The 15,042-nt window shown below is 67.4% G+C and carries 11 protein-coding genes and 3 pseudogenes; 6 read left to right on the top strand and 8 right to left on the bottom strand.

The features are described from left to right. Window positions 1-159 precede the first annotated feature (159 nt). On the top strand, window positions 160-591 hold the full coding sequence (locus tag KXJ60_RS12415) for a ribonuclease domain-containing protein (protein ID WP_291127850.1): 432 nt from the start codon (window positions 160-162) through the stop codon (window positions 589-591). A 52-nt stretch (window positions 592-643) separates the two neighbouring features. Next, window positions 644-1,039, top strand: a pseudogene (locus KXJ60_RS12410) (barstar family protein); the annotation flags it as partial. Window positions 1,040-1,234: 195 nt separating this feature from the next. On the opposite strand, the gene rsmA reads toward KXJ60_RS12410, so the two are convergent. The 3 genes from rsmA to lptD are packed head-to-tail and all read right to left on the bottom strand — an operon-like array spanning window position 1,235 to window position 5,889. Further along, on the bottom strand, window positions 1,235-1,999 hold the full coding sequence (gene rsmA / locus KXJ60_RS12405; protein ID WP_291127844.1) for a 16S rRNA (adenine(1518)-N(6)/adenine(1519)-N(6))-dimethyltransferase RsmA: 765 nt from the start codon (window positions 1,997-1,999) through the stop codon (window positions 1,235-1,237). A 34-nt stretch (window positions 2,000-2,033) separates the two neighbouring features. Further along, window positions 2,034-3,422 carry a peptidylprolyl isomerase gene (locus KXJ60_RS12400; protein ID WP_291127842.1) on the bottom strand — a complete coding sequence of 463 codons (1,389 nt, stop codon included), beginning with the start codon at window positions 3,420-3,422 and terminating at the stop codon, window positions 2,034-2,036. Then, window positions 3,415-5,889: an LPS assembly protein LptD gene (lptD, locus tag KXJ60_RS12395; protein ID WP_291127839.1), complete on the bottom strand. Its 2,475-nt coding sequence runs from the start codon at window positions 5,887-5,889 to the stop codon at window positions 3,415-3,417. Before lptD ends, KXJ60_RS12400 begins: the two co-directional genes overlap by 8 nt. 145 nt (window positions 5,890-6,034) lie before the next feature. Here lptD and KXJ60_RS12390 point away from each other — a divergent pair, with 145 nt between their 5' ends. Next, entirely contained in the window at window positions 6,035-7,126 is a 1,092-nt protein-coding gene (locus KXJ60_RS12390) for a phosphotransferase (protein ID WP_291127836.1), read from the top strand. Window positions 7,127-7,128: 2 nt separating this feature from the next. Beyond that, window positions 7,129-7,866, top strand: a complete 738-nt coding sequence (locus tag KXJ60_RS12385; protein WP_291127834.1) for a 16S rRNA (uracil(1498)-N(3))-methyltransferase — start codon at window positions 7,129-7,131, stop codon at window positions 7,864-7,866. 25 nt (window positions 7,867-7,891) lie between these two features. Here KXJ60_RS12385 and KXJ60_RS12380 read toward each other — a convergent pair. Continuing rightward, window positions 7,892-8,582: pseudogene (locus KXJ60_RS12380) on the bottom strand (amino acid racemase). Window positions 8,583-8,646: 64 nt separating this feature from the next. On the opposite strand from KXJ60_RS12380, the gene KXJ60_RS12375 reads away from it, so the two are divergent. Further along, window positions 8,647-9,822 (top strand): MFS transporter, encoded by a 1,176-nt coding sequence (locus tag KXJ60_RS12375; protein ID WP_291127831.1) that lies wholly within the window; start codon window positions 8,647-8,649, stop codon window positions 9,820-9,822. A gap of 41 nt (window positions 9,823-9,863) precedes the next feature. Beyond that, entirely contained in the window at window positions 9,864-10,382 is a 519-nt protein-coding gene (locus KXJ60_RS12370; RefSeq protein WP_291127829.1) for a YidB family protein, read from the top strand. Between the two features lie 13 nt (window positions 10,383-10,395). On the opposite strand, the gene KXJ60_RS12365 is transcribed toward KXJ60_RS12370, so the two are convergent. The 4 genes and pseudogenes from KXJ60_RS12365 to KXJ60_RS12350 all read right to left on the bottom strand — a co-directional run. Continuing rightward, window positions 10,396-11,253 (bottom strand): alpha/beta hydrolase, encoded by an 858-nt coding sequence (locus tag KXJ60_RS12365; protein ID WP_291127827.1) that lies wholly within the window; start codon window positions 11,251-11,253, stop codon window positions 10,396-10,398. Between the two features lie 9 nt (window positions 11,254-11,262). Further along, entirely contained in the window at window positions 11,263-12,765 is a 1,503-nt protein-coding gene (locus KXJ60_RS12360) for a M20 family metallopeptidase (protein ID WP_291127825.1), read from the bottom strand. 180 nt (window positions 12,766-12,945) lie between these two features. Next, window positions 12,946-14,556, bottom strand: a complete 1,611-nt coding sequence (locus tag KXJ60_RS12355; protein WP_291127822.1) for a methyl-accepting chemotaxis protein — start codon at window positions 14,554-14,556, stop codon at window positions 12,946-12,948. Between the two features lie 106 nt (window positions 14,557-14,662). Next, a pseudogene (locus KXJ60_RS12350) lies at window positions 14,663-15,042 on the bottom strand (methyl-accepting chemotaxis protein); the annotation flags it as partial.

Below are 15,042 nucleotides of genomic sequence, written 5' to 3'. Positions count from 1 at the left end.
TTTCAGCAGGCGCTTGCTTTTTTGGCCTCCCTCAGGCACACTAGCGCGCTTGGATTTCAGGGTTAACCCACCCCCGTCACGCGCCCAAATTCATGCTTTTGACTGCATGAAACCCATGGCGACTTCGGGCTGATACCACCAGAAATCGGGAAATTTTTCATGGGTCTGAAACAGATCCGGGCTCGTTTCGGAACGGCCAAGGGAGTGGCCACGCTGACCTTCGCGGTCGTGCTGGCGGCGGCGCTGGGCACCATTGCGGTGCAGGCCCGCTCCCCTGACCCCACGGCGATCCCGTTGAATGCGGCCTCGGTGGCGCTCGAGCGACTGCCACCGCAAGGTCGGGAAGTGATGAACCAGATTCGACAGGGCGGGCCCTTCCGCCATGACAAAGATGGCACGGTGTTCGGGAATCGCGAGCGGCTGTTGCCCAGCAGCAAACGGGGTTACTACCGTGAGTACACGGTACCCACGCCGAGCCTCGGTCACCGGGGGGCCAAGCGGATTGTGTGTGGCGGGTTTGAGCCCCGAGCCCCTGATGCGTGTTACTACACCGAAGACCACTACGGCAGCTTTCGGCTGATCGTGCAGTGAGTTGCGGTGGTGTGAGAGATTTTTAACTTTGACCTTAGAAAGAGACGCGGAGATGGACACGCCACTTCGTAACGTACGCCCCAATATCGTTCAGTCGATTCGCGCCCACGGCGTGAAAGACCTGCAGGCTGCGGCCGAGCATCTGGGGCATCACTTCCTGTACGCCAACCTGGCCAAGGCCCAGAGCAAGCAGGACGTGCTGGAATTGATTGCGGCTCAGTACACCTTGCCCTCGCACTTTGGCAAGAACTTCGATGCGCTCTACGACTGCATGACCGACATGGTCCACAAGTCGGGCCCGCAGACCGGTTTCATCGTGGTGCTGGAGCACATCCCCGCCCACGCCAAGTTCGACAAGGAAGCGCGCGAGCAACTGCTCGACATCTTCCGCGACGCCGCCGACTACTGGTCGGACCGCAAGGTCCCGTTCCGCTGCTTCTACTCTTTCTCGGTGGCGCGCGCCCCCAAGGGCGAAGAACCGATTGAAGTGCAGAGCGATGAGCCCATGCCCACCGACAAGATCCTCGATGTGAGCCCGATGGCGCTGCGCATGAGCAGCCCGTTCAATGCTGGCTACTGGCTGGCGGCTGCCTGAGCACAAGGCATCCCTTGCTCCATGAAAAAGCCGCTCACGCGGCTTTTTTCATGTCTGCAAGGCTTTCGCCAGGGCCACGTATTCGCCCACTGGCACCTCTTCGGCGCGGCGCTGGAGATCGAATTCGCCGGCAAATCCCTGCTCATCGAGCCAGCGCCCCAGCGTGTTGCGCAGCATCTTGCGGCGCTGGCTGAACGCCACCTGCACCAGGGTGCCATACCGCACCACATCCAGTGCAGGCGGCTCAGACAACGGCACCATGCGCACGATCGCGCTGTCCACGCGCGGAGGCGGATCAAAGCTCTCGGGGGGCACGAACAGCACGTTGTCCATGGCGTATCGCCACTGCAGCATGACGGTCAGGCGTCCGTAGTCGGCCGTTGCGGGCCTCGCCACCATGCGGTCGATCACTTCTTTCTGAAGCATGAAATGCTGGTCCTGCACCACCGCCACGTGGTCCAGCAGGTGAAAGAGGATGGGCGTGGAGATGTTGTAGGGCAGGTTGCCCACGACACGCAGTGCTCGGGTGGCTTTGCCACCGGCCAGGGCCGTGAAGTCCACCTTGAGCACGTCGGACTCGATCACTTCCAGCTGACCATGACCGCGCAACCGCACCGCCAGATCACGGTCCAGCTCGATCACGGTCAAGTGGCCAAGGCGCTCCACCAGGGGCTGCGTGAGCGCAGCCAGACCAGGGCCGATCTCGACCATGGCATCACCGGCCGCAGGCGCAATCGCCTCCACGATGGCATCAATGATGGCGCTGTCGGTCAGGAAGTGCTGTCCGAAGCGCTTGCGTGCGATGTGTTTCATGCGCGCCCCGGCTCGACGCCCCGCAGCAAGATGGTCACGGCTGCGGCGGGTCGCGGTATTCCACGAAAGCCCGGCTGCGGGTGTCCTGCGACCACACGCGCAGCGCGTCATCGAGCTTCTTTTCGCGCGCGAGGCCGCGCACCTGTTCGCGCTGCTCGCGCTGGTTCAGCGTGGACTGGCGACGCTCGTCGACGCGAATCAGGTGAACCCCAAAGCGGGACACCAGCGGCGCGGACATTTCGCCCGGGCGCAAAGCGTTCATGGCCTGCTCGAACTCGGGCACGAACATGCCCGGGCTGGCCCAACCGAGGTCACCACCCTGGCTGGCCGAGCCGTCCTGGCTGTGCTCGCGAGCCAGCGCCTCGAAGTTGGCCTGGCCACTGGCGATCTGCTGGCGATATCCGGCCAGGCGCGCCACCGCATCGGACTGGCTCAGCTGAGGGCTGGTGCGCAGCAGGATGTGGCGTGCGCGGGTTTGTGTGACGACCGCCGCGGGCATGCCCGCCTGGCGTTTCTCGATCACTTTGAGCACGTGAAAGCCCGCCGGGCTGCGAAGCGGCCCGGCCACGGCGCCCGGGTTGAGCGCACGCGTCGCATCGACAAACAAGGTGGGCAGGCGGCTGGCGGCGCGCATGCCGAACACACCGCCGTTGGCGCGCTCTGGCGCATCGGAGAAGTCGCGGGCGAGCTGCGCAAAGTCGGCACCACCGCGCGCGCGGTCTGCCACGCCTTGCGCACGAGCCTGGAGCTCCTGGATGCGCTCGGCCGAAGCGCCCTCCGGTACCGCCACCAGCACATGGGCGAGGTTCAGTTCCAGGCTGGCCACGTCGTTGCTGCCTTGGCGCTCGCGAATGAAATCGTCGATGTCGGCATCGGTCACGCGCACGCGCGAATCGACCTGCCGCTCGCGCACGCGCTGCAGCACGATCTGGCCGCGCAGGTCATTGCGAAAGCGGTTGATGTCGATGCCATCGGCGGCCAGGCGACGGCGCAGCTCATCGGGCGAGATCTGGTTCTGAGCGGCAATGGACTGCTCGGCCTGCGTCACGGCGGCTTCGTCCACAGTGATGCCGAGTTCCGTGGCTTGCTGCATCTGGGCGCGCTCGTTGATGATCTGCTCGAGGATCTCGCGCGCCAGCACGTCGCGTGCCGGCATGGGCGCGCCCTCCTGGGCCATCTGCTGTTCCACGCGCAGCAGGCGCTGGCGCACCTCGTTGTTGGTGACGGGCTCGGAGTTCACCAGCGCCACGATGAAGTCTGCCGTGCTTTGTTGCGCTGGGGCCGACTGCGTGGCAGCGGCGCGCGACGGGTTCAGTTGCCCCGAGAGCCGCAGACCCTGGGCCTGAACCGTGGAAGCCAGCAGCAAGGGCGCACACAGCAACCAGGTGGACAGGCGGGAAGGGGCGGTGAAGCGGTCAGTCATATTGTTGGAACCGGCTGGGCGGGTTGATCTCTTCGCGCAGGTACTGGTAGCGCGGCACGTTTTCCTTCAGCGTCTTCAACGGGTTGGAGCCGAGGCGGGAGAAGCCGGTGAATTCCAGCTGGAACAGGATACGCTGGTTGGCCGAGGCGGCGCTGCGCTGCAGGCGCTCCAGAACGACGCGACCGATCCAGCAACCGGCGTCGTACTCAAAACCAGCCACCAGATCCACCACCTTGCGATCGGGCACGCTGTAGTTGATGCGCCCCACGCTGTACCACTGGCCAGCGCCCAGGCCACGCCCGGGCACACCGGTGGTCGCGGGCTTTTCCCACAGGTCGTTGAGCGGCCATTGCCAGCCAAAGTCGTATTGCTCGCTGCTGCCGCGCTGCAGGCGGTAGGCGGCGCTGAAGACGCGGTAGCGGCTGGGCATGTAGCGCACGCCCAGCGTGGTGCGCACCGATTCGCCGGCGCCAGGGCTGTACTGGAAGTTGGTATCCACCATCCAGCGCGGGGTCCATTGCACGCGGGTGGCGAGCAGGATGTCGCTGAAGCGTTCGGTCACTGGCGCGCCGCCAGCCACACCGGTCGCGTTGGGCAGGAAGACGTTCTGATCGCGGATCAGGTAGCGCTGGGCCAGCCCCACGCGAACCACCTCGGCACCGGTGTCGGGGTCGAGCAGGCGCGAACTGGCGCCCACCGTGAAGGCACGCGTGTCGGAAATGCGGTCGTTGCCGCCGAACACGTTCTCCGAAAAGATGGTGGCGAAGTTGAAATCGTTCGCGGCCGAGTCGTAGTTGGGCAGGAGGCTCTGGTCGCTGTACGGCGTCCAGGTGAAGAAGGCGCGGGGCTCCAGCGTCTGCACGAAGTTGCGGCCGAAATAGCGCGCATCGCGCTCGAAGATGAGCCCGCTGTCGAGGCTGACGGTGGGCAGCACGCGAGAGGCGCTGCGCGAGCCGTTGGCCAGCGGGTTGTCGAACTGGTACTGCGTGGCGTGCAGCTGCGTGCGGGGTTTGATGAACCAGCCCGGTGCCTGCCAGCGGCGGCTGAGTTCGGCGATGGCCAGCGAACGTGAGCCGTTGGTCTGCCGGGTGAGCAGGGGGTTGGACTCGAACCGCGTGTACTCGCTGGTGAGCGTGTAGTTCCAGTCGTTCACGCCGGCGATGACGCCGTCGTCGCGGGTGTAGCGCAAGGCGACCGAGGGCAGCCGGTCGTAGGGCGGCACGATGGGGGCATCGATGTCCTGCAGCGTCTGCCAGCTGAACATGCCTGCGCTCAACGCCCAAGGGCCGCGGTTCCAGCTGTACACCGCGTCGCTCGCCAGCAGGCGGTTGGTGAGCGTGCCGCCAGCACGCGGGAAGTCGCGCCAGTAGTTGTCGTCGCTCACGCGGTTGAAGTTCAGGTTCAAACCGGCCGAGCCACCGAATCCGAGCCCGGTGTTGCTCAGGTTCTGCGCATGCTGCAGCGAATAGCCCCAGCGGTCGTCATTGCGCAGCGGGTCGGAGGGCAGAAAGGCGCCGCGCACCTGGCCCGCGTAGTCCGGCTGCAGGTAGCGCACCTCGGCCCCGAGATCCACACCGCGCTTGCTCATGAGCGTGGGGTAGATCGTGGCGTCCAAGTTGGGCGCGATGTTGAGGTAATACGGCAGCGTGAGCTCAAGGCCGTTGATGTTGTCCAGGTTGATCGTGGGCGGCAACAGGCCGGACTTGCGCGCATCGGTCAACGGAAACGTGAAGCGCGGCCAGCCCAGGATCGGCACGCCCTTGAACTCCAGTGCACCACCGGTGGCGGTACCGGTCTCGGCCACGTTGTCGAAATCGATGCGCGTGGCGCGGATCAGCCACGCGGGCATCCAGTCGGCGCCGGGTGTGCGGGGGCAGGTGGAGTAGCGGGCATCGTGCGCGGTGGCCTTGTCCTCGCCCAGAAAGTCCAGCCGGCTGGCGTCACCCTTGCCTTCGTTCTTGAGCAGGGTGAACTCGGGCTTGATGAAGAAGCCTTCGAAGGTGTCCACGTTGAGCTGCAACTCGGGGCCTTCGAAGCGATCACCGTTGCGGTTGATCAGCACGTTGCCCTTCGCCTTGGCCTCGCTGCTGCGCTGGTCGAGTTCGAGGCGATCGGCGCGAATGACCGTCTCGTGGCGGCGCAGTTCGGCGCTGCCCTCGATGGTCGTGACGCCGTCGGTCTGGCCCTCGATGCGATCACCGGACACGAAGGTCGGCGCTTGCTGAGCCGCCTCGGGTGGCAGGCTTTCCTGCAGGAGGCGACTGGGCTTGAGGTTCATGCCCGAAGACACGGGCTCATCCCCATCACCCGACTGCGCGCGCACCGCAGCGGGCACCAGCAACGCGCTGCACGCCACCGCAGCCAGCAGGCCATGCACCGCGCGCGCCACCGGCGCCTTCGCAAAAAGCGGGGGGGCAAGCGCTGCGCGCGGGCGCTGGAGGGACGACAAATCGGTGCGGCGGTTCAAGGGAATGAATTCGGTGGTCCGGCTGCCAGTACAGGCCCGAAGGCCCGTCGCCGCGATGCAGGGGGTTTGTAGAATCAGGCGCGATTATCCACTGCCGGAAGCCCGGACAGGTCGTACGGCCCACCACGTCCCCACCCCCACTCCCATGACCACGCCTCACCCCGCCGTCACCTGGGCCGACCCCGTGCGCGAGGCCGCCTTTCACACCTGGTTGCAGCCGCTGGTGACGCGCCTGAATCTGTTGCCCGACACCCTGCGCCCCGCCTCGGCCGACGCCAGCTTTCGCCGCTACCTGCGCATCGACACGCGCGCCGGTGGCAGCCTGATCGTGATGGACGCGCCGCCCGCGCACGAGAACTGCCAGCCCTTCGTGCACGTGGCCGGTCTGCTTCGCGATGCAGGCCTGCTGGTGCCCGAGATCCTGGCCTGGGACGAGCCGCAAGGCTTCATGCTGCTGAGCGACCTGGGGCACCAGACGATGCTGGACGGCATCAACGCCGACAACGCGCAGGCCAACCACACGCGCTACATGCAGGCGCTCGACGCGCTGCTGGCCTGGCAGCTGGCCTCCCGCCCGGGCGTGCTGCCGCCTTACAACGAGGCCTTGCTGCGCCGCGAGCTGCAGCTGTTTCCCGACTGGTACCTGCAGCAGCACAAGGGCCTGACGCTGAGCGAAGCGCAGGCCCAGACCTTGCAGAAGACCTTTGACACCGTGGTGGCGCACAACCTCGCCGCGCCCACCGTGTATGTGCACCGCGACTTCATGCCGCGCAACCTCATGTTGCCCCTGCAACCCGGTGATACACCGGCGCAGCAGCTCGGCGTGCTCGACTTCCAGGACGCGGTGCACGGTCCCATCACCTACGACATTGCCAGCCTCATGCGCGACGCCTTCCTCACATGGGAAGAAGACTTCGTGATCGATGTGACCGTGCGCTACTGGGAGAAGGCACGCGCCGCCGGCCTCATGGACTTCGAGGACTGGCACAGCGACTTCGGCGCCTTCTACCGGGGCGTGGAGTGGATGGGCCTGCAGCGCCACCTGAAAGTGGCGGGCATCTTTGCGCGGCTGACCCTGCGCGATGGCAAGCCCAAATACCTCGCCGACGCGCCGCGCTTCATCGGTTACATCCGCCACACCGCGCACCGCTACCGGGCACTGGGCCCGTTCCTGAAAATGCTTGACGAGATCGAAGGTCTGCAGGCGGCCTCGGGGTACGCGTTCGGTCGCGTCTAGGCATGCCGCGCTTCCATTGCCCAGCGGTGCTGCAAGGCGGCCAGCCCCTCACGCTGCCTGCCGGCACCGCGCGCCATGTGCAGGTGCTGCGCCTGCAGCCCGGGCAGGTCATCACGCTTTTCAATGGCGAGGGCGGCGAGTGGGAAGCCACCATCACCCGCATGGGCCGCAGCGATGTGGACGTGGTGCTGGGCACGCACCACGCCGTCGAGCGCGAAGCAGGCCGCGCCGTGCACCTGGCGCTGGGCATGCCCGCCAACGACCGCATGGACTGGCTGGTGGAGAAGGCCGCCGAACTCGGTGTGGCCTCGGTGCAGCCGCTGCACACGGCGCACAGCGTGCTGCGGCTCGCGGGCGAGCGGGCCACCAAGAAGCAGGCCCACTGGCAATCAGTGGCCGTGGCGGCGTGCGAACAGTGCGGTGGCAACCGTGTGCCCCATGTGCACGCCGTGGGGGACTTCGCGGCCTGGTTGAAGGCCCTGCCATCGACCGAAGCCGGCACGCCGTCGCTGCGCTGCCTGCTGTCGCTGGCCGCAGGCACGCAGCCGCTCACGCAGGCGCTCGCACAAGCACCGGCGGGCGCAGCGGTGTGGTTCCTCAGCGGACCGGAAGGCGGCCTGAGCCCGGCCGAAGACGCGCTGGCTCGCGCAGCGGGCTTCGTGCCTGTGACGCTGGGGCCGCGCGTGCTGCGCGCCGAGACCGCCGCGCTGGCAGCGCTGACGCTGGCGCTGGGCGGCTGAACCGCAGCGAACGAACCGCTGCGGCTCAGGCCGTGCCGGTGGCGCGCGCGAGGGCCGCATGCGCCAGCAGCCGGGTCGAGTCCAGCGTGGGCAGCGGCGAATTGGCGTCGCTCATGATCAGCGGGATTTCGGTGCAGCCGAGCACCACGGCGTCGCACCCTTCGTCTTTCAGACGCGAGAACACGGCCTGGAATCGCGCGACGCTCTCGGGCTTGAACACGCCATACACGAGCTCGTCCATGATGATGCGATCCAGCTCGACACGCTCCGCCTCGCTCGGGCGCACCGCCTGCAGGCCACGCGCGCCGAGTTGCTCGGGATACACCTCGCTGTCGACCAGCCAGCGCGTGCCGGTGATGCCCAGCCGCCGGTGACCACGCTCGGCCGCCGCCTGCGCCACCACCTCGGCGATGTGCAACCAGGGTAGCGGCGATCGGGGCGCCACGTGCGCGAACGCCTGGTGGATGGTGTTGTCCGGGCAGATGAGGAAGTCAGCCCCCGCGGCCGCGAGCTTGCGGGCCGAGGTGAGCATCAGATCGCCCACGCCGCGCAGATCGCCACGGTTGAGGCAGTCGACGTAATCGGCCAGCGATAGGGAGTGCAGCGACACCTCCGGATGCGCGTGCGGGCCCAGCAATGCCGCGCCTTGCGCACAGAGGGTGCGGTAGCGCAGCGCCTTCGGCCGAACAGGCCACGATGCCAATGTGTTGGGTCATGGGTCAACAGAGGGACACGGGGTGCGCACTATAAACCGCCGCCAGCTTGTATAAACAGCCGCTTATGAACAAAAACCTCTGGCTGCTGGCCGCCGCGCAAGGCCTCTTCATGACCAACAACGTGGTGTTCATCGCCATCAATGGTCTGGTGGGGCTGTCGCTGGCGCCCCTGGGCTGGATGGCCACCCTGCCGGTCATGGGGTATGTGGTGGGCGGTGCGTTGTCCACGCCGCTGGTGGCGCGCACGCAGAGCGCCTTCGGGCGCCAGGTGTCGTTCCAGATCGGCCTGCTGGTGGCGCTGGCCTCGGCGCTGCTATGCGCGTGGGCCGTGATGGAGCGCAACTTCTGGCTGCTGGTGGCGGCCACCGTGGTCGCCGGTTACTACAGCGCCAACGGGCAGCTCTACCGTTTTGCAGCGGCCGAACTCAGCGCCACTGCGTTTCGGGAAAAGGCGGTATCGCTGGTGCTGGCCGGTGGCCTGGCGGGCGCCGTGATCGGCCCGAACCTGGCCACGCGCACGCAGCACTGGCTGCCTGTGCCTTTTGCCGGAGCCTACGTGGCGCTGGCCGCGGTGGCGCTGTTGTCGATGCTGGCCATTGCCTTCATGACCTTCCCACCCGTGCCGCCCAGGGCGGCGCATGCCGAACGCGGCCGGCCGCTGGGCGAGATCATGCGGCAACCCATCTTCATCGTGGCGGCCGGCTGCGCCGCACTGGGCTATGGCGTCATGAACCTGCTGATGGCCGCCACGCCCCTGGCCATGCAGGTGTGCGGCTTTCCCTTTGGTGACGCCGCGCTGGTGCTGGAGTGGCACGTCATCGGCATGTTCGCGCCCGGCTTCTTCACGGGCCACCTCATCCGGCGCTTCGGCGCGCTCACCATCATGGGCGTGGGCGTGGCCCTCTACCTGATGTGTATCGGCATTGCGCTCACAGGCGTGGACCTGCACCAGTTCCTGGTCGCGCTGTTTCTGCTCGGCGTGGGCTGGAACTTCCTCTTTACCGGCAGCACCACGCTCTCGCTGCAGGCCTGGCGACCCGAGGAAAAGGACCGCGCGCAGGCGGCCATCAACTTCTGTGTGTTCGCCACCATGGCACTGACGTCGTTTGCCTCCGGTGCGCTGGTCACCACGCAAGGCTGGCAATGGCTCAACCTGGGCTCGCTGGTACCGGTCGCCCTCACCGGACTGGCCCTGGTCTGGCTTGCCTGGGTGCGCCGCCGCGACCACAATCCGGCCTGACCGAGCGCCCATTCCGGGTGCCCAACACAGGGAACAACGCCATGGGACTTCTGGATTCTTTGATCGGTGCCGCCGCCGAAGCGGCTTCGGGTTCGCTGCAGGGGCAACGCGCCCCATCCGTATCGGCCACCGGCCTGCCGGGCGGGCTGGACCCGCAGATGCTCATGGGACTGGTAGGTGCGCTGCTCGCCAGCTCGGGGGGGTTGCAGGGCCTGCTGGCCAAGCTGCAGTCGGGCGGCCTCGGTGAGGCGGTGCAGTCGTGGATCGGCACGGGCGCCAACCAGCCGGTGTCGGGCGAACAACTGGGCGGTGCGCTCGGGCCCGACCTCATGGGCATGATCGCCTCGCAACTCGGCGGCAGCCAGCAGCAGGCCTCGGGCGCGCTGGCCGAGCTGCTGCCCGGTCTGATCGACCAGCTCACCCCCAAAGGCCAGCTGCCCGATGACAACGCGCTGGGCGGCCTCGGCGGCCTGGGTGACTTGCTCGGTGGTGGCCAGGGGGGCGGCAACGCGCCCGACCTGATGGGCATGCTCGGCGGCCTGATGCAGCCGCGCCGCTGAGCGCCGGGCGCCTCTAGGCCGCGGGCGCGATCACGTCGAGCCAGGCCTTGAGCGTGCCGAACACGGCCGACGGATCGGCCTCGTTGAAGATTTCGTGGTACAGCCCGTCAAACGCCTGGCTGTGCACCACCTTGCGCGGTGCAGCGGCGGCAAACGCCTTGCTGCCGGCGGGCCGCACGAGGTGGTCGGCGCCGGCGTACATGAGCAGCGTGGGCACGCGCCATTGCGCCGCCGCAGCCACCACGGTGGGGCCGTTGTCGTCAATGAAGCGCGCCAGGCGCGCGCTGATGCGGTCGTGCACCAGCGGGTCTTTGCGGTAGGTGTCCACCACGGCCGCGTTGTGGGACAGCTTGCTCGAGTCCAGTCCATTGGACAGGGTGAAATCGGGCGCGAAGCGGTAGAGCAGCGAGATGAATTTCTTCTGCAAGGCACCGATGCCGGCATCGAGTGCCGGCGACGACAGCACCAGGCCATCCACCGGCGCCATGCGGCGCTGCACGAATGTGGATGCGATCAAGCCACCCAGGCTGTGGCCCATCAGGATGAGCGGGCAAGCCCAGGGCTCGGCAATGTGGCTGCGCGTGTCTTCCACCACCTCGGCCAGGTCGTCCAGCAGCGCGTCGTCGTCGGGCAACACGCCCCGCTCACCGCCCGACTCCCCGTGGCCGCGCTGGTCGTAAGCGCGCACGCAAAAGCCCCATTCATTCAGGCGCTGCGCCACCGGGTCGTAGCGCCAGGCGTGCTCGCCCAGGCCATGCACGATGAGCACCACCGCACGGGGACGCCAGCGCATGGGCAGCGGCCAGTCGAACAAGGCCAGGTTCAGGCCATCGCGCAGGGTGAAGGGTGCCTGGGTGGTGTCAGACGACATGGTGGCCGCTCAAGGCATGCGGGCGATCACCTGGGCCACGGTGGCCGTGAGGCGCTGCGCGTAGTCCAGGTGCAGGAACTCGTTCGGGCCGTGCGCATTGCTCTTGGGGCCGAGCACGCCGCACACCATCATCTGCGCGCTCGGAAAGCCTTTGCTGAGCATGTTCATGAGCGGAATGGTGCCGCCCTGGCCGATGGTGCCGCAGCCCGCGCCGAAGTGCGCCTGCGACGCGCCCTGCAGCGCCTGCTCGAACCAGGGCGCGGTGGTGGGCGCGTTCCAGCCGCTGGCCGCGCCCTCGCCTTCAAACGTCACTTTCGCCTTGTACGGGGCGTTGTCTTCCAGCAAGGCCTTGAGTTCGCGCACCGCGGCAGGCGCGTCCACCAGCGGGGGCAGACGCAAGCTGAGCTTGAAGGCGGTGTAAGGGCGCAGCACGTTGCCGGCATTGCGCAACTCGGGGAAGCCTTCGGCGCCAGTCACCGACAGGGTGGGACGCCACGTGCGGTTGAGCAAGGCGTCCACCGGGTCGTTGGTGGTGGGCAGGGCAAACACGGTGGAGCCCCCGCAGTCGTGGTGCGCCCACGGAAAGCGCTTGTAGATCTCATCGCCCAGAATGGCCGCCGTGGCGCGCGCCTGCTCGACGCGTTCGGCCGGCACTTCGCAGTGAAAGCTGGCGGGCAACAAGCGGCCGGTGGCGCTGTCTTCGAGCCGATCAAGCACCTGGCGCATGATGCGAAAGCTCGACGGCACCAGGCCCGATGCGTCGCCCGAGTGGATGCCTTCCGTGAGCACCTCGACCTTGAGCACGCCGCTGGCCATGCCGCGCAGGCTGGTGGTGAGCCAGAGCTGGTCGTAGTTGCCGGCGCCGCTGTCCAGGCAGATCACCAGACCCACGTCGCCCAGCCGCGCGCGCAGCGCGTCCACATAAGGCAGCAGGTCGCCCGAGCCGCTCTCCTCACACGTTTCGATCAGGCCGACGATGCGCGGGTGCGCCACGCCCTGCGCCTTGAGGGCCTGCAGCGCGGCGATGCTGGCGTAGACCGCGTAGCCGTCGTCGGCGCCGCCTCGGCCATAGAGCTTGCCGCCGTCGATCTTGGGTGTCCAGGGGCCCAGGTCGCTGCGCCAGCCGGTGAACTCGGGCTGTTTGTCGAGGTGGCCATACATCAGCACGGTCTGGCCGGAGGCGGGCGCTGGCGTGCCGTCCTGGCCGGCGCTGGCGGGCACCTCGAAAAACAGCACCGGGGTGCGTGGCTTGCCGTGCGCGTCGTTCAGGCGAATGACTTCCAGCTGCAGGCCGTCCACCTTCTGCGCCCGCACCCAGTCGGCCGCGCCTTGCAGCACGCGATCGAGCAGGCCGTGGGCGGCCCAGTCGGCATCAAAGGCGGGCGACTTCGCCGGCACCTCGATGTAGCGGACCAGTTCAGGAATGATGCGGCCCGACCAGCTGGCGTCTACGTGCGCCTGCAAAGCGGTCGGGTCCAGCGGGGGCGTGGCGTGGGGCAGGCGGGCGTTCATGGGGCGGTCTCCGGGTGCGCTGACGAAGGGGCGCCGGCGTCCAGGGCACAGGAGTCCTCAGGGCTGGCGGCCAAGGAATGAGTATAGGCACGCACCGTCTGTTACAGGCTGCGCAAAGGCCCTCAAACGCGCTGCCCTCAACCGCCTTTCCCTCCGGAAATGCCTTCCGTCTGGTGAGGGTCAGCCGTGGTGCCGGCCGTCGGCCCAGCCGGCGGCATCCGACATGACCACGGCGTTGTCGACCCGGAAGAAGCGGACCGACTCGGCCAGACGGCCCGCCTGGTCCTTGAGGCTCTCGGCCGCCGCCGCGCTCTCCTCCACCAGCGCCGCGTTCTGCTGCGTCATGTGGTCCAGCTGCGTCACCGCCACATTCACCTGTCCGATGCCGTCGCTCTGCTCGCCGGCGGCGGTGGTGATGTCGCTGATAAAGGCCGACACCTTCTCGGCGTTGGCCACGATCTCGCTGATCGTGCTGCCCGCCTGGGCCACCAGGCGCGAGCCGTCCTCGACCTTGCCAACGCTGGTCTCGATCAGACCCTTGATTTCCTTGGCGGCTTGCGCACTGCGCTGCGCGAGGCTTCGCACCTCGGCGGCCACCACCGCAAAGCCCCGGCCCTGCTCGCCCGCACGTGCGGCTTCCACCGCCGCGTTCAACGCCAGGATGTTCGTCTGGAACGCGATGCCGTCGATCACGCCAATGATGTCGCCAATCTTTTTGCTGCTGTGGTTGATCTCGTCCATCGTGGTCACCACCTGGCCCACCACCTGACCACCGCGCACCGCCACCTCGGCGTTGGCGGTCGCCATCTGTGTGGCCTGGCGTGCAGCGTCCGCGCTCTGGCGCACCGTGCTCGTGAGCTGCTCCATGCTCGCCGCCGTCTCCTGCAGGTTGCTCGCCGCTTGCTCCGTGCGCGCGCTCAGGTCCTGGTTGCCGCTGGCGATCTGCTGGCTCGCGGTGCCAATGCTGTCGGTGGAGCTGCGCACCTCGCTCACGATGCGCAGCAGCGCCGCCTGCATGTCGCCCAGCGCGCGCATGAGCGCAGCGGTTTCGTCTTTGCCCTGGTGGTGGACGGCTCGCGTGAGGTCACCTTGCGCGATCGCACTGGCCAGGCGCTGCGCTTCGTTCAACGGCCCGCAAATGCTGGTCATGTTCGACAGCGTGGTGGGCACCACCACCAACGCGGCAATGGCCACGGCCACGCCAAACAGCAACAGCGTCTGGCTGTTGGCATCGGTGCCTGCCTGGCGTGCGCTGGCCGCCTCGGCCATCAACAGCTCTTCAAGCTGCTTGAGGCTCTGCAACAGATCGCCGTAGTTGGCATGCGCCCGGTTGAGCATGCGGTTGGCCACGGTGGCCGAGTCGTAGCCATTGGACTCCAGCTGGCGCGTGACAGGCGCCACAGCGCTCACGTATTGGGCGAGGTGCTCTTTCATCTGCGTCACCAGCGCGGCATGCCGGGCCTCGTCGCCATTGAGCATGGCGTCCATCTGGCGCAGCGCCTCACCGTGCGCGCCTTCCCATTGCGCCTTGATCTTCGTGACGACTTCGGGCTTCTCGTAGGCAATGATCATGTCCTTCTCAAGCCGCCCCATGTCACCCAGCGCCACCTGCAGGCGCGAGAGCCCGAGGGTTTGCTGGAAGGCGTTGTCCACAAACGCTTCATTGAGCTTGTGCAGCCGCTCCATGCCCCACCAGCCGGCGCCACCCACCAGGGTCAGCAGCATCAACACCACACCGATGGCACCCGTCATTCGGGTGCGGATTGAAAATTGGCGCATCAGCTGCTGCATGGTGTTCTCCTGTTGAAATGGAAAGGCTGCCAGGTCTGAACGACCTGGCCGGCGCCCTGTCTCCGGGCTTGAAAAAATGCGTGTGGCGTCGCGGGCGCGCGCCGCTTCAGAAACTTTCCCAGTCGCCTTCGGCGCGGGCGTTGTCGTTCGAGGCCTGGGCCACCGCAACGGGCTGTGGTGCCTTGCGCGGTGCTGGCGCGGCCAGCGCGGGCTTGGGCTGTGCGGCAGGCTTGCTTGCCACAGGCTTGGGCGCCACGGCGGTGCGAGCAGGTGCGTGCACCACCGGTGCGACCTGGCTGGCCATGCCATCGAGCCGGAAAACCTGCACCACCCCTGCCAGGCGGTTGGCCTGGTCCTTGAGGCTCTCGGCAGCGGCGGCGCTCTCTTCCACCAGCGCTGCGTTCTGCTGCGTCATCTGGTCCAGCTGCGTCACCGCCACGTTCACCTGTCCGATGCCGTCGCTCTGCTCGCCCGCTGCCGCCGTGA

It is taken from the genome of Hydrogenophaga sp. (assembly GCF_019264445.1).
GTDB lineage: Bacteria > Pseudomonadota > Gammaproteobacteria > Burkholderiales > Burkholderiaceae_C > Hydrogenophaga.
This window is presented reverse-complemented; position numbering and strand designations above follow the sequence as displayed.